Consider the following 18,218-nt stretch of genomic DNA (forward strand, 5'->3'; position numbering starts at 1 on the left):
TCCCCTCCCTCGTCGGAACCCGACCCCCCCGGGTCCCCCGTGGTTCCGACGACAGTTACGACACGACAGGCGGCGGAATGGTTGCACCCGCTTCCGTGAATTCCTCCGCGCGGCCGGCTAGCGGATCACGTGCTCCACGAACCGCTCCGCCGTCTGTGCGAGCACCTCGCGCCCGTCCCGCGCCCACAACCGCTCGTTGAAGAGCTCGACCTCGATGGGACCGGTGTACCCGGCGGCCTCCACACGGCCCTTCCACTCGCGCATGTCGATCGCACCGTCGCCGAGCTGGCCGCGCCCGTTGAGGACGCCCTCGGGGAGGGGGGTGGTCCAGTCGGCGAGCTGGAAGGTGTGGATGCGGCCCGCCGCGCCCGCGCGGGCGATCTGGGCGGGCGCCTGGTCGTCCCACCAGACGTGGTACGTGTCCACGGTCACCCCGACCTGGTGCGCGGGGAAGCGTTCGGCGAGGTCCAGGGCCTGGGCGAGGGTGGAGACCACGCAGCGGTCGGACGCGTACATGGGGTGCAGCGGCTCGATGGCGAGGCGTACGCCGCGGTCCGCCGCGTAGGGGGCGAGGACGGCCAGGGCGTCGGCGACGCGCTCACGGGCGCCGCGCAGGTCCTTGCTGCCGGCGGGGAGTCCGCCGGAGACCAGGACCAGCGTGTCGGTGCCGAGGGTGGCGGCCTCGTCGATCGCCGCGTGGTTGTCGCCGAGCGCCTCGGCCCGCTCGACGGGGTCGGTCGCCGTGAGGAAGCCGCCCCGGCACAGCGTCGTCACCGTCAGACCCGCGTCCCCCACCAGCCTGGCCGCGGCCTCCACGCCGTACCGCCGCACCGGCTCCCGCCACAGGCCCACACCGGGGACGCCCAACGCAACACAGGCGTCCACCAGTTCCGGGAGCGAGAGCTGCTTGACCGTCATCTGGTTGACGGAGAAGCGCGCGAGTTCCGCCGTGCTCATCGGTTCACCCCGTACAGCGACAGAAGGGTCCTCATCCGTTCCTCCGCGAGCTTCGGGTCCGGGAACAGGCCGAGACCGTCGGCGAGTTCGTAGGCGCGGGCCAGGTGCGGGAGGGAGCGGGCCGACTGGAGGCCGCCGACCATGGTGAAGTGGCTCTGGTGGCCGGCGAGCCAGGCCAGGAACACCACGCCCGTCTTGTAGAAGCGGGTGGGCGGCTGGAACAGGTGCCGGGACAGCTCCACCGTGGGGTCCAGCAGTTCGCGGAAGCCCTGGGCGTCGCCCGTGTCGAGGACCCGTACCGCCTCGGCCGCGAGCGGGCCCAGCGGGTCGAAGACGCCGAGCAGGGCGTGGCTGAAGCCCTGGTCGTCGCCCGCGATCAGCTCCGGGTAGTGGAAGTCGTCGCCGGTGTAGCAGCGCACGCCCCGCGGCAGCCGCCGTCTGAGGTCGACCTCGCGCCGCGCGTCCAGGAGGGAGATCTTGACGCCGTCGACCTTGTCGGGGTGCGCGGCGATGACCTCCAGGAAGGTCTCGGTGGCCGCGTCGAGGTCGCGGGAGCCCCAGTAGCCCTCCAGGGCGGGGTCGAACATCGGGCCGAGCCAGTGCAGGACCACCGGTTCGGCGGCCTGGCGCAGGAGGTGGCCGTAGACCTCCAGGTAGTCCTCCGGGCCCTTCGCCGTCGCGGCCAGGGCCCGGGACGCCATGAGGACGGCCTGGGCGCCCGCCTCCTCCACGACCGCGAGCTGCTCCTCGTAGGCGGCCCGGATCCGAGCGAGGCCGCCCCCGGCGAGCTGGTCGGTTCCGACGCCGCAGACGACACGGCCGCCGGCCGAGCGTGCCTCGGCGGCGCTGCGCCGGATCAGTTCGGCGGCGCCCGCCCAGTCCAGGCCCATCCCGCGCTGGGCGGTGTCCATCGCCTCGGCGACACCGAGCCCGTGGGACCACAGGTGGCGGCGGAAGGCGAGGGTGGCGTCCCAGTCCACGGCGGCGGGCGCGTCGGGCGAGACGTCGGCGAACGGGTCGGCGACGACGTGGGCGGCCGAGAAGACCGTACGGGAGGTGAAGGGGGTGCCGGGGGCGAGGGAGAGGGGTGCGGTGCGCGGCTCGTACGTGCGCAGGGTGCCGTCCGCCGCGGGGAGTCGGATGGTCACAGGGAGATCTCCGGTACGTCGATGCGGCGGCCCTCGGCGGAGGACCTCAGGCCCAGTTCGGCGAGCTGGACGCCTCTGGCGCCGGCCAGCAGGTCCCAGTGGTAGGGGGCGTCGGCGTAGACGTGCTTGAGGAACAGCTCCCACTGGGCCTTGAAGCCGTTGTCGAACTCGGCGTTGTCGGGCACCTCCTGCCACTGGTCGCGGAAGACCTCGGTGGCGGGGACGTCCGGGTTCCAGACCGGCTTGGGGGTGGCGCTGCGGTGCTGGGCGCGGCACCTGCGCAGGCCGGCGACGGCCGAGCCCTCGGTGCCGTCGACCTGGAACTCGACCAGTTCGTCGCGGTGGACGCGGACGGCCCAGGAGGAGTTGATCTGGGCGACGGCGCCGCCCTCCAGTTCGAAGACGCCGTAGGCGGCGTCGTCGGCGGTGGCGTCGTAGGGCTTGCCGTTCTCGTCCCAGCGCTGGGGGATGTGGGTGGTGGCGAGGGCCTGGACGGAGGTGACCCGGCCGAACAGCTCGTGCAGGACGTATTCCCAGTGCGGGAACATGTCGACAACGATGCCACCGCCGTCCTCGGCGCGGTAGTTCCAGGAGGGGCGCTGGGCGGGCTGCCAGTCGCCCTCGAAGACCCAGTAGCCGAACTCGCCGCGCACGGAGAGGATCCGGCCGAAGAAGCCGCCGTCGACGAGGCGCTTCAGCTTCAGCAGGCCCGGCAGGAAGATCTTGTCCTGGACGACGCCGTGCTTGACGCCCTTGTCGTGGGCGAGGCGGGCGAGGGCGAGGGCGCCGGTGAGTCCGGTGGCGGTGGGTTTCTCGGTGTAGACGTGCTTGCCGGCCGTGATCGCCTTCGTGAGGGCCTCCTCGCGGGCGGAGGTGACCTGGGAGTCGAAGTAGATGTCGACGGTCGGGTCGGCGAGGACGGCGTCCACGTCGGTGGAGACCTGGTCCAGGCCGTGCCGCTCGGCGATCTCCCGCAGGGCGTGCTCGCGGCGGCCGAGCAGGACCGGTTCGGGCCAGAGCACGGTGCCGTCGCCGAGGTCGAGGCCGCCCTGGTCGCGCAGGGCGAGGATCGACCGGACGAGGTGCTGGCGGTAGCCCATGCGCCCGGTCACGCCGTTCATGGCGATACGCACCGTCTTGCGTGTCACGTGAGTCCCCTTCGTGGGCCGGTGGAGCAGGCAGTTCAGCCATCGGATAGCAAGCGCTTTCTACATGAGGAGAAGCTAGCCTCTGGGAGTGGTCTGTACAAGACCGTGTCCGCTTCGAGTTGTTCGAGGGGGCGAACAACCGGGGGTCGTGGCCTTAAGGTCTGCTCGGAACCAGGACGGACGCCCCGCTGTCTACGAGGGCGTACCAGACGACGCGCGACCGGAGGACGACGAGATGACGGTGACCCTGGCGGACGTGGCGGCCCGCGCGCAGGTCTCCCCCGCGACGGTGTCGCGCGTGCTGAACGGCAACTACCCGGTCGCCGCGTCCACCCGCGAGCGGGTGCTGCGCGCGGTGGACGAGCTGGACTACGTCCTCAACGGCCCGGCCAGCGCGCTCGCCGCGGCCACCTCCGACCTGGTCGGCATCCTCGTCAACGACATCGCCGACCCGTTCTTCGGGATCATGGCGAGCGCGATCCAGGCGGAGATCGGCGGGCCGGGCGGGCGCGCGGGCGGCGAACGCCTCGCGGTGGTCTGCAACACGGGCGGCTCCCCCGAGCGCGAGCTGACCTATCTGACCCTGCTCCAGCGGCAGCGGGCCGCCGCCGTCGTGCTGACCGGCGGGGCCGTGGAGGACGCGCCGCACGCGGCGGCGGTCGCGGCCAAGCTGCGGAAGCTGGCGGACGCCGGGACCCGGGTGGTGCTGTGCGGGCGCCCGCCGGCGCCGGACACCCAGGCGGTCGCGCTGACCTTCGACAACCGGGGCGGCGCCCGTGCGCTGACCGACCACCTCATCGGCCTCGGCCACCGCCGGCTCGGCTACATCGCCGGCCCCGAGGAACGCACGACCACCCGGCACCGCCTGGAGGGCCACCGCGCGGCGCTCGAAGCGGCGGGCATCGAGGAGGACCCGCGCTGGACGGTCCACGGCCGCTACGACCGCCGGTCCGGTCACGAGGCCACGCTGGAACTGCTGCGCCGCGACCCCTCGTTGACGGCGATCGTGGCCGCGAACGACTCCGTCGCCCTCGGCGCCTGCGCCGCGCTGCGGGAGTCCGGGCTGCGGATCCCCGAGGACGTCTCGGTGGCCGGCTTCGACGACCTGCCGTTCAGCATCGACGCGGTGCCCTCCCTCACGACGGTCCGGCTGCCGCTGGCGGAGGCGGGAGCGCGGGCCGGCCGCATCGCGATGGGGCGGGAGGAGCCGCCGCCCGGGGGGATCGCCTCGGTGCGGGGGGAGTTGATGGTGCGCGGGTCCTCCGGGGCTCCGCGGGAATGAGGGTTCGGGGCGTCGGGGTGGTGCCGGAGGGCGGGGGTTTGTGGTTGGGTGCCGGGTGCCCGGGTTGGCCGGGCTGCCTTTTTCTCGACAGCACCGATGAGTTTTCGAGGTGCTGGGCGTCTTCATCGTCGTAAGCAACGGACACTTGCCGAGGAGCGGACCCCATGCGTGTCGTCGTCACCGAATTCATCAGTCTGGACGGGGTCGTGCAGGCCCCCGGCGGGCCCGAGGAGGACACCGACGGGGGGTTCGCGCACGGTGGGTGGTCGCACCCCTTCTTCGACCCGGAGGTGGTGGGCGGAGCCTTCGCCGCGGGGCTGGAGAAGGCCGAGGCGCTGCTGTACGGGCGGCGGACGTATCTGACGATGGCCGCCGCGTGGCCGGAGCGGGCGGGGGACCCGTTCGCCGACCGGCTCAACTCCATGAAGAAGTACGTCGTGTCCGACAGCCTCTCGGAGGACGAGCTGAGCTGGGAGAACACCGTGCGGATCCCGGGGGCGCAGGCCCTCGACAAGGTGCGGGAGCTGCGGGCCGCCGAGGGCGGGGATCTGGCGATGATGGGCAGCCCCACGCTGGTGCGGGCGCTGATCGCGGCGGGCCTCGTGGACGAGTTGCAGCTCGTCGTCATGCCCGTGCTGCTCGGCGGCGGGAAGTCGATCTTCCCGGCCGACGGGGGGCAGCGGAGCTGGGAGCTGGTGTCGTCGGCCACCGCGAAGACCGGGGCGCAGGTGAACGTGTACCGGCCGGCCGAGCGGTCGTAGGCGTGGACGGGGGCGCGCGGGCGGCCTAGGCTCGGAGGCGCAGGATCTCTGACTGGGTCAAGCATCCGGGGGCGATCATGACCGTCCAGGACGTCCGCGCCTTCAACCGGTTCTACACGGGTGTGATCGGCGCCCTCGACTACGAGCGCCACCTGTACGCCCCGTACACCCTGACCGAGGCCCGCGTGCTGTACGAACTCGCGCACGCGCCGTATCTGGACGCGGCCGACCTGCGCGGTGGGCTGGGGCTCGACGCCGGGTACCTGAGCCGGATCCTGAACCGGTTCGAGGAAAGCGGGCTGATCGGACGGGCGCCGTCGCAGGACGATCCGCGACGGCGCCGTATCACGCTGACCGCGCACGGACGTGAGACCGCCGCGCTGCTGGACGAGCGGGCCCGGGAGTCCGTCGGGGCGCTGCTCGACGGCGTCGCTCCGGCGGACCGGGCCCGGCTGGCCGAGGCCATGCGGACCATCCGGGACATCCTGAGCGGGGAGAAGCAGGCCGCGGACGTGGTGGTGCGGGAGCCGCGGGCCGGGGAGCTGGGATGGATCGTGCAGCGCAACGGCGCCCTGTACGCGGCCGAGTACGGGTGGAACGCCGAGTACGAGGGGCTTGTCGCCCGGATCGTCGCCGACTACGCGGAGGATCACGATCCGCATCTGGAGCGGGTGTGGATCGCGGAGCTGGCCGGGCGGCCCGTGGGCTGTGTGATGTGCGTACGGGACGACGCGCCCGGCACCGCGCGGCTGCGGCTGCTGCTCGTGGAGCCCGAGGCGCGCGGGCACGGCATCGGCGACCGGCTGGTACGGGCCGTGATCGACTTCGCCCGCGGGGCCGGTTACCGGGACCTGGTGCTGTGGACCAACGACGTGCTGGACAGCGCCCGCCGGCTGTACCAGCGGCACGGGTTCGCCCTGGTCGCCGAGCGGTCCCACCGCTCCTTCGGCAAGGACCTGGTCGGCCAGGACTGGCGGCTGGCGCTGCGCGGGGCGGGCGAGTGAGGCACGGGGTCAATCCCCGAACAGCGCCGACACCTCCACCGCTTCAAGCCAGTGACGCACGACAATCCAGAGCCTCGATCGGCCAAGACCGGTGGCTCCCTCACCGCGAACCCCTCGACCGGACCTCGCAAGACCGGCGGCCTCCTCACCGCGGTCCACGGAGCTGGACGGACCGGGCGAGCGCTGCCGGTGGTTGCCGCGCGTGCTGATGGCCCCGCCGCCGCGTCGGCCGGAACCAGGGCGCACACCTCCCACTCAGGTCAGCGACACGCGGGGCCCGGGTCCCAGTCGGCCGGGACTGGCGCCCCCCACCACCACGCCCCCCGACCAGTACCCGGCACACCCACGCCCCGCATCAGGTGAGTGGTGCGCGGGATGCCGGGTACCAGTTCGGCCGAGGCCGACGGCTCGCGTCGTGCGGAGCAGGCGAGTGGCGGGTGGGGCGAGTAGGGTCCCTGCCCATGAAGCTGGCGTTCTCCACTCTCGGTGTCCCCGGCCTGCCCGTTCCGGAGGTCCTCGCGCTCGCGACCGCGCACGGCTACCACGGTGTCGAGTTGCGCGCCCATCCCGAGGAGCCGGTGCACCCGGGCCTGACACCCGCCGAACGCGCCGGGACCGCGGCCCTGTTCCGGGACTCCGGGGTCGAGGTGCTGGCCCTCGCCGGGTACGCGCGCGTCGCCGCCCCGGGCGAGGACGCGCCCGTACTCGCGGAGATCCGGGACCTCCTTCGGCTGGCCCACGACCTGGGCGCGCCGTTCGTCCGGGTCCTCCCCGGCGCCGACCCGGACCGGCCCCGCGAGGAGTCGGACGCGATCGCCGCCCGGCGGCTCGGCACCGCCGCCGAGGACGCCGCCGCGCTGGGCGTGCGGATCCTGCTGGAGACCCACGACTCGCACCGCACCGGCGCCGACGCGATCCGGATCCTCGGCCCGGTCGGGCACCGGCAGGTGGGCGCGCTGTGGGACGTGATGCACACCTGGCTGGGCGGTGAGCAGCCGTCGGACACCTACGCGGCCCTCGCCCCGCACCTGGGCTACGTCCAGGTCAAGGACATCGCCTCCGCCGAGGACACCACCCCGCTGCCGCTCGGCACCGGAGTGCTGCCGCTCACCGAGTGCGTGGACGTGCTGTCCCGGCACCACTGGGACGGCTGGCTGTGCTGGGAGTACGAGAAGCGCTGGTACGAGGGGGCCGCGCCGCTCCCGGGGCTGCTCGGTGCCGGCCGCGAGCATCTGTTGAGGATGCTGGGCGAGGCTGCCTAGTCCGCCGGCCGGTCCGCCCCCGGAGAGCCACCGCCCGCGCGGAATTCGCTGGCCGGGGCGCCGGCGGCCGGTTACCCTCCCCCGGTGATCCAGCCACCGGGGCCGTGCGCCCGTTTCCGCTCATGAGCCTCACCCGCTCGCTCGTCGATGTACGGCCCCTGCGCACCTCGCCCGTCTTCCGGCGGCTGCTGATCGGCCGGACCGTGTCCGTGCTCGGCGGGTTCATGACCATGGTGACGGTCATGTACCAGGTCTGGGACCAGACCCACAGCACCGCGTGGACCGGCGCCGTCGGGCTGGCCCAGGCGCTGCCGCTGGTGGTGTTCGGGCTGTTCGCCGGGGCGTGGGTGGACCGCGCCGACCGGCGCCGCGTCTTCCTCGCGGCGACCGTCGGCCAGGCGGTCTGCTCGCTGCTGCTGGCCGTGCAGGGCTTCACCGGGCATGTGCCGCCGGTGGCCGTCCTGCTGCTCGTCGCCGTGCAGTCGGGCTTCGGCGCGCTCGGCGCCCCGGCCGCCGGGGTGTTCGTCCCACGGCTGCTGCCCAAGGAACAGGTGGCCGCCGGCCTGGCGCTCCAGCAGGTGACCGGTCAGTCGATGATGCTGCTCGGCCCCGCCCTGGCCGGGCTGCTGCTGGGCTGGTTCGGCATCGGCGTCTGCTATCTGCTGGACGCCCTCAGCTTCGGCCTCGCCTTCTACGGCGCCCGCGGGCTGCCGGCGCTGCCGCCGCAGGGCGAGCCGTCGCGGGCCGGGCTGCACGGGGTGCTGGACGGGCTGCGGTTCCTGGCCGGGCACCGGGTGGTGCGGGGTGCGCTGATCACCGACCTCGCCGCCACCGTGCTGTCGTTCCCGGTGAGCCTGTTCCCGCTGGTCAACGCGGAGCGGTTCGGGGACGATCCGCGCACCCTCGGCCTGTTCCTGTCGGCGCTGGCGGTGGGCGGGGTGGCCGCGACCGCGCTGTCCGGCCCGCTGACCCGGCTCGCCCGGCCCGGTCCGGTGATGCTGTGCGCGTCCGCCACCTGGGGCGCGGCCCTGGTGCTGTTCGGCCTGGCCGGCGACCCCTGGACCGGTCTGGCCCTGCTCGCGCTGGCCGGCGCGGCGGACGCCACGGCGGTGGTCTCCCGCTCCACGATCGTGCAGACCCGCACCCCGGACGCGCTGCTCGGCCGGGTGACGGCGGCCGAGCAGATCGTCGGCCAGGCCGGCCCCAGCCTCGGCAACGCGCGCGGCGGTCTGCTCGCCGGCTGGACCTCGGGCACGACCGCCCTGATCAGCGGCGGCCTGCTGTGCGTGCTGGCGGTGGCGGCGGTCGCGACGACGACGCCCGAACTGCGGGACGGGGCTAGCGCGGTGCCGGACGCGCCGTGAGCGGTGCGGTGCCGCCGACGCACCAGTCCAGGACCGCCGGCCAGGGGCCGTACCCCGCGTCCAGGTCCAGGTGGGCGGCGCCGGGCAGGATGTCGGCGGGGATGCCGAGGGGCTCGGCGAAGACCGTGTCCGCGCCCCCGGGGCAGTACGGGTCGTCGTCGCCCGCGACCAGCCGCGCCGGCCCGGGCAGGGTGAAGTCGAGCGCGGGCGGGACGAAGGCGGCCACCTCCGGGTACCGGGCCAGGACGGAACCGGACGGCGGGGAGACGAGCAGCACCCGGTCCGCGTACCGCTGCTGCTTCATGCCCCGGGCGGCGGCGTGCAGCCACAGCACGGCGGACAGGCTGTGGGCCACCACGACCCGCTCGCCGGGGCCGTCGCGCAACTCCTCCAGGTGGCGGGCGAGTTCGCCGAGCCAGACGTCCAGATCGGGGTCGTCGGCGTCGGGCAGCTGCGGATAGCCGACCCGGTGGCCGAGGGCCGTGAGCCGGTCGGCGAGCCAGTGCTGCCAGTGCTCCGGCGGGCGGTGGTTCTGCCAGCCGTGCAGGATCAGGTACGCGCGTGTGGTCATGCCGGTGATCCTCTACGGCCGGGGTCCACCGGTCCAGCGCGTCCGGACGCGCCCCGCTGATGCGCGTCCGGCCGCCCCTTCGTGGTTACTGTGCATTCCCTTGACGGAAAGAAACTTCCCGGATATTGGTGACTCCTCGGAAGTTTCCTTCAGCGGTTCTCCTCTGGAAGGAGCGCACGTGCACCACACCAGCACGGGTAGCGACACCGGCACGGGAAGCGGCACCGGCACGGCAGGCACGGAGAACTCCGCGGGTGCGGGCAGACGCACCGCGCGGCCGTCCCGGCGCGCCGTCCTCGCCGCGACCGCGGGCCTCACCGCCGCGCTGACCGTACCGACGACCGCCCACGCCGCCACCCCCGACGACCGCCGGCTGCGCGCCCTGATCTCCGGCATGACGCTGGAGGAGAAGGTCGGCCAGCTCTTCGTGATGCGGGTCTACGGCCACTCCGCCACCGCCCCGGACCAGGCGGACGTCGACGCCAACCTCACGGAGATCGGCGTCCGCACCGCCGCGGAACTGATCGCCAAGTACCGGGTCGGCGGCATCATCTACTTCGCCTGGGCGCACAACACCCGCGACCCGCACCAGATCGCCGACCTGTCCAACGGCATCCAGCGGGCCTCCCTGGACCAGCCGCGCGGCCTGCCGGTGCTCATCGCCACCGACCAGGAGCACGGCGCGGTGTGCCGGATCGGCAAGCCCGCCACCCTCTTCCCCGGCGCCATGGCGATCGGCGCGGGCGGCTCCCGCTCCGACGCGCGCGCCCTGGGCCGGATCTCCGGCGCCGAGCTGCGCGCGATGGGCGTCAACCAGGACTACTCCCCCGACGCCGACGTGAACGTCAACCCGGCCAACCCGGTCATCGGCGTCCGCTCCTTCGGCGCCGACCCGGAGGCCGTGGCAGGGCTGGTGGCCGCCGAGGTGAAGGGCTATCAGGCCGCGGGGGTCGCCGCCACCGCCAAGCACTTCCCGGGCCACGGGGACACCGCCGTCGACAGCCACTACGGCTTCCCGGTCATCACCCACAGCCGCGAACTGTGGGAGGAACTGGACGCCGTGCCCTTCCGGGCCGCGATCCGGGCGGGCATCGACTCGATCATGACCGCGCACATCCAGTTCCCGGCCCTGGACGACTCCGGCGACCCGGCGACCCTCTCCCGCCCGATCCTGACCGGCATCCTGCGTGAAGAACTCGGCTACGACGGTGTCGTGATCACCGACTCGCTCGGCATGCAGGGCGTGCGCACCAAGTACGGCGACGACCGGGTGCCGGTGCTCGCGCTCAAGGCCGGGGTGGACCAGTTGCTCAACCCGCCGTCGCTGGACGTGGCCTGGAACGCGGTGCTCAAGGCCGTGCGGGAGGGCGAGCTGACCGAGGCCCGCCTGGACGAATCGATCCTGCGCATCCTGCGCCTGAAGGCCCGGCGCGGACTCTTCGACCGCCCCTGGGCCGATCCGGCGGCCGTCGACCGCACGGTGGGCACGAAGTCCCACCTGGCCACGGCCGACCGCATCGCCGAACGCACCACCACCCTGCTGGTCAACGAGGACGCCACCCTGCCCCTCGACCGCCGCACGCAGCGCAAACTCCTGGTCGTCGGCGCCGACCCGGCCTCCCCGTCCGGCACCACCGGCCCGCCCACCGGCGTGCTGGCCGCCGCCCTCACCGAACTGGGCTTCACCGCGACGGCCCTGTCCACCGGCACCTCGCCCTCCGCGGCGGCCATCGACCAGGCGGTCGCCGCCGCGCGGGACGCGGACGCGGTGATCGTGGCCACGTACAACGTGACGGCGTCCAGCACCCAGCGCACCCTGGTGGACCGTCTGCTGGCCACGGGCAGGCCGGTGGTCGCGCTGGCCGTCCGCAACCCGTACGACATCGCGCAGCTCACGTCCGTCCGGGCCTGCCTGGCCACGTACTGCTGGACGGACGTCGAAGTGCGCGCCGCCGCACGGGTGATCGCCGGCCGGGTGAGACCGCGCGGGAAGCTGCCGGTGCCGGTGCAGCGGGCGGACGACCCGGAGCGGGTGCTGTACCCGATCGGCCATGGGCTGACCTACTAGCGGCACCCGCCCGCCGTCCGGCGTCTCCTCCGTACGGCCCCCTTCCGGCTGCGGCATATGCCAGGGATGACCGATCCTGGCCGGGACGGGGAGCCGACGCCCCCACGCGACGGAGGAGGCGCCGTGACACTCCTGACCCGGATCCCGCTGGAGGACGGGGGCTACATCCTGGTCGAGGCACCGGTCGGCCTGGAGGGGCCGGTGAAGGCCGGGCGCGCCGGGGAGTTCCTGCACGAGGCGCCGCGGACCCTCCAGGAGGCGCTGGAACCGGTCACCGAAGCGGCGCAGACCGCCCTGGCGCAGTTGCGCAAGGCCCGGCCCGACGGGATCACCGTCGAGTTCGGGGTGGACCTCGCGGTCGAGGCCGGGGCGGTGATCACCAAGGGCCGGGCCACCTGCCACCTCCAGGTGACGATGTCCTGGCAGGACGCGCATGGCTAGCGCCGCCGGAGGAGCGGACGAAGGGCTGCCCTCGGTCCTCCCGAGGGCGGTGGCCGAGCTCCGCGCCCCGGACGGGAGGGTGGCCGGGGCGGGTTTCCTCGTCGCCGAGGACCTCCTCGTCACCTGCGCACACGTCGTACGGGCCGCCGGGGCGGGGCCCGGGGAACCGGTGCTGCTGACGTTCCCGAACGTGCCGGGGGCCGACCGGCTGGAGGGACGCGTCGAGGACTGGCGGGCGCCCGAGAACGACGACGTCGCCTTCATACGCCTGCAGGCCGCGCCACCCGGCACGCGAGTCCTGCCGCTGGGCTCCGCGGAGGGGTGCGCGGGCCACGAGGTCCGGTCGTACGGCTTCCCGGCGCAGGCACCGCCGACCGGGCACTCCGGCTACGGCCGGGCGGGCGACCCGCTGACGGCCACCGCGAACCGGGGCCGGCTCCTCCAGCTGACCGAGGCCAACGACCTCACCACCGGCTTCAGCGGCGGGCCCGTCCTCGATCTGAGGACCGGCCTCGTCATCGGCATGCTCACCGCGATCACGGCGCCCGACGCGCTCGCTCGCGGACAGAACATCGCCTACGCCACCCCGACCGAGGTCCTGCGCGAGATCCACCCGGGGCTGACCGCACGGCAGGTGTGCCCGTACCGGGGCCTGGAGCCGTTCACGGCGGAGCACGCGCCCTGGTTCCAGGGGCGGGGCGAGGCCGTACGGCAGGTACTGGCGAACCTGGCGGGCGGGCGCCGCCTGACCCTGCTCCTCGGGCCGTCCGGCTCGGGCAAGTCGTCGCTGATCCAGGCGGGTGTGCTGCCGGCGTTGGCCGAGGGGGCGGTGCCGGGGAGTGACCGGTGGCTGCCGGTGCTGGTCCGGCCGAGGCAGGATCTGGCGGCCGAGATCGAGCGGGCCGGGCTGCCGGGTGCGGCACGCGACGGCATCGTGGCCGCGGCCCGGCGCAGACTCGCGGCCGAACCGGCCGGTGAGCGGGTCCTGCTGGTCGTCGACCAGTTCGAGGAGTTCCTCACCGAGTCCTCCGAGGACCGGCGCCGGCAGCGCACGGCCGTCGCCGAGGAACTCACCGCGCTGGCCGGCTCGCACGCCCCGCTCAGCGTGATCCTGGTCATGCGGGACGACTTCTATCCCCAACTGGCCGCACAGACGCCCACGTTGCTGGACGCGGCGATGCCGGGACCGCTCAACGTGCCGGGCACCCTGAGCGAGGACGACCTGCGCGCCATCATCACACTGCCCGCCGACGACGTGGGGCTGCGTTTCCAGCCGGGACTGCCGGAGCGGCTCATCGCCGACGTCCTCGCCACGAGTCCCGGGACCGCCACGGAGCGGCAGGCGCCGGCCACCGTGCTGCCACTGCTGGAGCTGACCCTGGAGCAGCTGTGGGAACGCCGGCAGGACGGGTTCCTCACCCATGACGCCTACCGGAACATCGGGGAGGTCAGCGGCAGTCTGACGACGTGGTGCGAGAGGGCGCTGGACGAGATGTCGCCCCGCCAGGAGGAGATCGCGAGAAGCGTCCTCACCTCGCTGGTGCGTCCCGCCGACCCGGGCCGGCGTATCCCGGCCGTCCGCGCGCAGGTTCCGCTGGACGAACTGCGCGACCTGGGGGCCGGGCCGGGCCACGTGCCCGACGGCGAAGTGGACGCGGTCATCGCCTCCCTCGCCCGCCACCGCATCATCACCACGCAGACGCTCCCGGAACACGACCGGCCCGGTGCCCCTCCGGGCGTACCGGTGGCGGAACTCATCCATGACGCCCTGATCCGTGACTGGGACTCCCTGCGGAAATGGCTCGACTGGGACCGCGCCTTCCACGAGTGGCTGGAGCGCACCCGGGAGAGCGAGCAGCGCTGGTCCGAGGAACACGACCCCGGCGACCTCCTCGCCGGCACGGCACTGGCGGACGGCATCAAGTGGTCGGGGCGGTGGGGACTGCCGGACGACATCGCGGCGTACCTCACCGCGAGCCGCCGTCACCAGGAGGCGGCGGCCCGGCGCCGTACCCACGTCATCACCGTGCTGGCGACGTTGCTGGTGCTGGCGCTGCTGGCCGGCGGGGTGGCGTTCTGGCAGCGGCGAACGGCGGTCGAGGAGCGGCAGGCGGCGCTGTCACGGCAGTTGGCCGCCCAGTCCGACACCATCCGCGGAACGAACGCCGAACTGGCCTCGCTGCTGGCCATCCAGGCCTACCGCACCAGCCCCACGGCCGAGGCGCTCCAGAGCCTTCGCACCGCCGCTTCGCTGCCCTTGCGGCGACGCCTGTCCGGTCACACCGAAGCGGTGGCCGCCGTCGCGTACAGCCCGGACGGCAGGACGCTCGCCACCGGCAGCTACGACCGCACGACACGGCTGTGGGACCCGGCCACCGGCCGGACACGCCACGTGCTGAAGGGACATACCGACCAGGTGTACGCCGTGGCGTTCAGTCCCGACGGCGCGACGCTGGCGACCACCGGACGCGACGGAACGACGTGGCTGTGGGACGTGGCCACCGGCGCGCCCCGGGCCAGGCTGGGGGGACACGACGGCGAGGTGACGTCCGTGGCGTTCAGCCCGGACGGCAGGACGCTCGCCACCGCCCGCCAGGACACCGTGCAGTTGTGGGACCTGGTCGCCCACAAGGCGGGTGACGTCCTGCGGGGACACACCGAGCTGGTCACCTCCGTGGCGTTCAGCCCGGACGGCAGGACGCTCGCCACCGGCAGCGCCGATCGGACCGTGCGGCTGTGGGACACGACCGCCGGCGGGACACCCCACGTCCTGAAGCGGCACACCGCACCCGTCACGTCGGTGGCGTTCAGCCGCGACGGCCGGCACCTCGCCACCGGCGGCACCGACTCCACCGTGCTGATCTGGGACGTGGACACCCGCAGGGCGCGCACGGAACTGTCCACCGACACCGATTCGGTGAGCTTCAGTCCCGACGGCAGGACCCTCGCGACCGGCGGCACGAGCTACCTGGGGGACTACGCCGTCAAGCTGTGGGACGTGAGCACCGGTGCGACGGTCTCCTCCCTGTCGGGGCACAGCGACCATGTGCTCGGGACGGCGTTCGCCCCGGACGGCAGGACGCTCGCCAGCGCCGGCCGGGACCACACCGTACGGCTGTGGAACGTGTCCGCCGAGCGGACCGGCACCACGCTGACGGGTCACACCGACTCGCTGACGTCGGTGGCGTTCGCTCCCGACGGCGGCATGGTGGCCACGGGCAGCGTCGACTCGACCGCACGCCTGTGGGACGTGGCCACCGGCAAGGCCCGGCCGCCCCTGCGGGGACACGCCATGACGGTCAGCTCGGTGGCGTTCAGGCCGGACGGCAAGGTCCTCGCCACCGGCAGCTTCGACGGCACCGCGGGACTCTGGGACGTGGCGACCGGTGCCCGCCTGCACACCCTTCGGGGGCACAAGGACTCGGTGGACGCGGTGGCCTTCAGCCCGGACGGCAGGACGCTCGCCACCGGCAGCGCCGATCAGAGCGTGCGGCTCTGGGACGTCGCCGACGGCAGGCTGCGCCACACCCTGAGCGGTCACACGGATCAGGTGCTCGCGGTCGCCTACAGCCCGGACGGCACGACCCTCGCCACCGGCGGCTACGACTACACCGTCCGGCTGTGGGACGCGCGGACGGGCCGGCTCCGCCGGATCCTGCGGGGACACAACGGCCGGATCAACTCGGTGGCGTTCAGCCCCGACAGCAAGGCTCTCGCCACCGGCAGCGGCGACCAGACGGCCCGATTGTGGGACGCCACGACCGGCAGGACCCGTGCCACCCTGCTCGGACACACGCAGGAGATCTACGCCGTGGCCTTCAGCCCCGATGGCGGAACCCTCGCCACGGGCAGCAGCGACCACACGGCGCGGCTGTGGGACACCGGCTCGGGCAAGGCCCTCTTCACGCTGACCGGACACACCTACACGGTGACCGATGTGGCGTTCAGCCCTCGCGGCCACACTCTCGCCACGGCCAGCCTCGACTTCACCGCGCGGCTGTGGAACGTCGATCTCCCCCGGCCCGCCGCGGCGGTCCGGAAGATCTGTCGTGCCGTCGCCCGCGACCTCACCCCGCAGGAACGCACCTCGTACCTGCCCGGCCAATCGGTCGGCCCCGTCTGCCCGTCGCACTGACGGCGGGCCACCCCGGGCCCGCCGCCCGTCCTTCCCTCGACGAGGGCTACGGCCGCAGGGCCGGCTCCCTCTCCGTGTCGCGTGCGTCCAGCTTCGCGTCGTGCCCGGCCAGTGGCTTCGCCTGGGCCACGGTGGACGGGGACGCGCCTACCCACTTCAGGATGCGGGCCGTGGCCAGCAACTTCTGCTCCGGGACCAGGCCCGCCACGTTCGCGCCGTGGTTCGCCCCGGGTGCCGTGAAGACGTAGGAGTCACGGGCGCCCGCGCCGAGACGGAAGCGTTCCGAGCCCCAGGGGTCGTTCTGGCCGTAGACGAAGAGCATGTGGTCGGCGTGGTGGCGGACCCACGTGTCCACGTCCCGCATCGCGTCCGGCTGGAAGCGCATCGGGACGGAGCGGGGGACGAAGTTGCGCGGGGGCTGGTAGCCGTAGCGGATCAGCTTCCGCTCGATGTGGGGGAAGTGGATCGTCGGGGCGCCGAGCTGCGTGCCCGCCTGGTAGTAGTACGGGGTGTACGTCTCCAGGCCCTGGTCGGTGTAGGCGGAGAAGCCGGAGATCGTGTCGACCGAGTTCCAGATCTCCTCGTCGGTCGCGGTCGCCGCGTCCGCCGGGACGGTGTCGCAGTCCTTCAGGAGGCTGTACTGCCAAAAGCCCCAGACGTAGTCGAGGACGACCGCCTCGTAGGCCTTGTCGAGGCTGCCGACGGTGGTGAAGGTGTAGCCGTTCTCGGCGGCGTACGCGGCGTACTTCTTCTCCAGCGGCTCGCGCCGCACCAGCGCCTCCCGCTGGACGGCGTTCAGCCGGTCCCGGCACTCCTCGGTGCCGACCCGCTCGAAGAAGCGGTCGTACGCCGAGTCCTCCTTGTTCACCACGTCGTTGGGGGCGACGTAGGCCACCACGCCGTCCATGTCACGGGGGTAGAAGCGCTCGTAGTACGTGGCCGTCATGCCGCCCTTGGAGCCGCCGGTGGCCAGCCAGTTGGCGGAGTAGACCGGCTTCAGGGCCTCGTACACGCGGTGCTGGTCGCTCGCCGCCTGCCAGATGTCGAGCTTGGACCAGTCGGCCGGGGCCGGGCGGGACGGGGTGAAGAAGCGGTACTCCAGGGAGACCTGGTTGCCGTCCACGATCTGGGTGGGCTCGCGGCGCGAGGGGGTCGTGGAGACGTTGTAGCCGCTGGTGTAGAAGACCGTGGGGCGGCTGGTGTCCTTGTGCAGCACGGTGATGCGCTGCTGGAAGGTGCCCCGGTCGGGGTGGCGGTGGTCGACCGGCTGGGTGTAGTTCAGGACGAAGTAGCGGTAGCCGGGGTACGGCTTCTCCTGGATGAGGCTCATGCCGGGTATCGACAGGAGCCGGTCCTTGATGTCGGTGGGCTCGGACTCGGCGGCGGTGGCCGCGCCGGCCGCCGTGCTCAGGGTTCCTATGAACACCGTGAGCGCCAGCAGCCACCTGAGCGCCTTGCGCATGCGCACTCTCCCCTGTGAGACAGATGTGCGCCGGAAGCTATCCCAGCAACAGCCGTCCCACCAGAGGGAATTGAACGCTCCGAATCAACGGCCGGGCATACGGCCCGCGTTCAGCACAGGATCCAGCCCGAGCTGACCGAGTACCTGCCCACCGAGCCCTTGATCCACACGCAGCGGTGGCCGGCGTGCACGGTCACCGGCCCGGCGTGGTGCTTGTACCGGCCCTTGTCGACGACCGGCCGGTTGCCGCGGGCCTGCACGCTGACCGACATGGTCCGGGTGGGGCCGGGCTGTCTGGCGACGGTGACGGCGCAGACGTAGCCGTCGCGCTTGTAGACGTGGGTGACGCCGGACTTGAACGGCAGCGTCCGCACCTCGCGCCCGGCGCAGCCGCTCGCCGATTCGGCCTGCGCGGCACCCGTCGCCGTGAGCCCGAGCACCCCGGACGCGGCCAGCACGGCCGCAGCGAGCGCCAGTCGCCTGCGCGGTCGCCGGCGTATCGCACCACTGTCCACTGTCGTCCTCCCCGTCCCGGTCACGCACCCCCGTGTCCGTACTGATGTACGGACGCACGGGTGTGTCGGATGGTTGCACGACCGTCAGCGAGACGAACCG

The 18,218-nt window shown here is 73.2% G+C and carries 14 protein-coding genes; 8 read left to right on the forward strand and 6 right to left on the reverse strand.

Going from position 1 to position 18,218, the window contains the following annotated elements; all coding sequences use genetic code 11:
• Nucleotides 1-117: 117 nt before the first annotated feature.
• The 3 genes from OO52_RS33295 to OO52_RS33305 are packed head-to-tail and all read right to left on the reverse strand — an operon-like array spanning nt 118 to nt 3,253.
• Complete coding sequence (locus tag OO52_RS33295; protein WP_030650724.1) at nt 118-957, reverse strand: sugar phosphate isomerase/epimerase family protein; 840 nt, start codon at nt 955-957, stop codon at nt 118-120.
• The gene (locus tag OO52_RS33300) at nt 954-2,105 is read right to left on the reverse strand and encodes a dihydrodipicolinate synthase family protein (protein ID WP_030650727.1); all 1,152 of its coding nucleotides are present in this window, start codon (nt 2,103-2,105) and stop codon (nt 954-956) included. Before OO52_RS33300 ends, OO52_RS33295 begins: the two co-directional genes overlap by 4 nt.
• Nucleotides 2,102-3,253 (reverse strand): Gfo/Idh/MocA family protein, encoded by a 1,152-nt coding sequence (locus OO52_RS33305; protein ID WP_030650731.1) that lies wholly within the window; start codon nt 3,251-3,253, stop codon nt 2,102-2,104. The genes OO52_RS33300 and OO52_RS33305 overlap by 4 nt, the downstream gene beginning before the upstream one ends.
• Nucleotides 3,254-3,488: 235 nt before the next feature.
• Here OO52_RS33305 and OO52_RS33310 point away from each other — a divergent pair, with 235 nt between their 5' ends.
• From OO52_RS33310 to OO52_RS33330, 5 genes are all read left to right on the forward strand, one after another.
• Entirely contained in the window at nt 3,489-4,535 is a 1,047-nt protein-coding gene (locus tag OO52_RS33310) for a LacI family DNA-binding transcriptional regulator (RefSeq protein ID WP_030650734.1), read from the forward strand.
• A gap of 164 nt (nt 4,536-4,699) precedes the next feature.
• Complete coding sequence (locus OO52_RS33315) at nt 4,700-5,296, forward strand: dihydrofolate reductase family protein (RefSeq protein ID WP_030650737.1); 597 nt, start codon at nt 4,700-4,702, stop codon at nt 5,294-5,296.
• Nucleotides 5,297-5,373: 77 nt separating this feature from the next.
• A complete protein-coding gene (locus OO52_RS33320; RefSeq protein WP_030650738.1) occupies nt 5,374-6,300 on the forward strand; it encodes a bifunctional helix-turn-helix transcriptional regulator/GNAT family N-acetyltransferase in 927 nt (308 codons plus the stop codon).
• Nucleotides 6,301-6,761: 461 nt separating this feature from the next.
• Nucleotides 6,762-7,562 (forward strand): sugar phosphate isomerase/epimerase family protein, encoded by an 801-nt coding sequence (locus OO52_RS33325; protein ID WP_030650742.1) that lies wholly within the window; start codon nt 6,762-6,764, stop codon nt 7,560-7,562.
• 122 nt (nt 7,563-7,684) lie between these two features.
• Nucleotides 7,685-8,926 (forward strand): MFS transporter, encoded by a 1,242-nt coding sequence (locus tag OO52_RS33330; protein ID WP_030650745.1) that lies wholly within the window; start codon nt 7,685-7,687, stop codon nt 8,924-8,926.
• Here the strand turns inward: OO52_RS33330 and OO52_RS33335 are convergent.
• On the reverse strand, nt 8,901-9,497 hold the full coding sequence (locus OO52_RS33335) for an alpha/beta hydrolase (RefSeq protein WP_030650748.1): 597 nt from the start codon (nt 9,495-9,497) through the stop codon (nt 8,901-8,903). The two genes, OO52_RS33330 and OO52_RS33335, sit on opposite strands and share 26 nt — an antisense overlap.
• A 178-nt stretch (nt 9,498-9,675) precedes the next feature.
• Here OO52_RS33335 and OO52_RS33340 point away from each other — a divergent pair, with 178 nt between their 5' ends.
• From OO52_RS33340 to OO52_RS33350, 3 genes are all read left to right on the forward strand, one after another.
• The gene (locus OO52_RS33340) at nt 9,676-11,565 is read left to right on the forward strand and encodes a glycoside hydrolase family 3 protein (protein ID WP_030650751.1); all 1,890 of its coding nucleotides are present in this window, start codon (nt 9,676-9,678) and stop codon (nt 11,563-11,565) included.
• A 123-nt stretch (nt 11,566-11,688) separates the two neighbouring features.
• A complete protein-coding gene (locus OO52_RS33345) occupies nt 11,689-12,006 on the forward strand; it encodes a CU044_2847 family protein (RefSeq protein WP_030650754.1) in 318 nt (105 codons plus the stop codon).
• The gene (locus OO52_RS33350; RefSeq protein ID WP_030650757.1) at nt 11,999-16,141 is read left to right on the forward strand and encodes a trypsin-like peptidase domain-containing protein; all 4,143 of its coding nucleotides are present in this window, start codon (nt 11,999-12,001) and stop codon (nt 16,139-16,141) included. The genes OO52_RS33345 and OO52_RS33350 overlap by 8 nt, the downstream gene beginning before the upstream one ends.
• A gap of 46 nt (nt 16,142-16,187) precedes the next feature.
• Here the strand turns inward: OO52_RS33350 and OO52_RS33355 are convergent, their stop codons facing one another.
• Nucleotides 16,188-17,603: a S28 family serine protease gene (locus OO52_RS33355; RefSeq protein ID WP_030650759.1), complete on the reverse strand. Its 1,416-nt coding sequence runs from the start codon at nt 17,601-17,603 to the stop codon at nt 16,188-16,190.
• Between the two features lie 110 nt (nt 17,604-17,713).
• Complete coding sequence (locus tag OO52_RS33360; RefSeq protein WP_030650762.1) at nt 17,714-18,118, reverse strand: hypothetical protein; 405 nt, start codon at nt 18,116-18,118, stop codon at nt 17,714-17,716.
• Nucleotides 18,119-18,218: the final 100 nt, after the last annotated feature.

The sequence above is a fragment of the Streptomyces flaveolus genome (genome assembly GCF_000716535.1).
GTDB lineage: Bacteria > Actinomycetota > Actinomycetes > Streptomycetales > Streptomycetaceae > Streptomyces > Streptomyces flaveolus_A.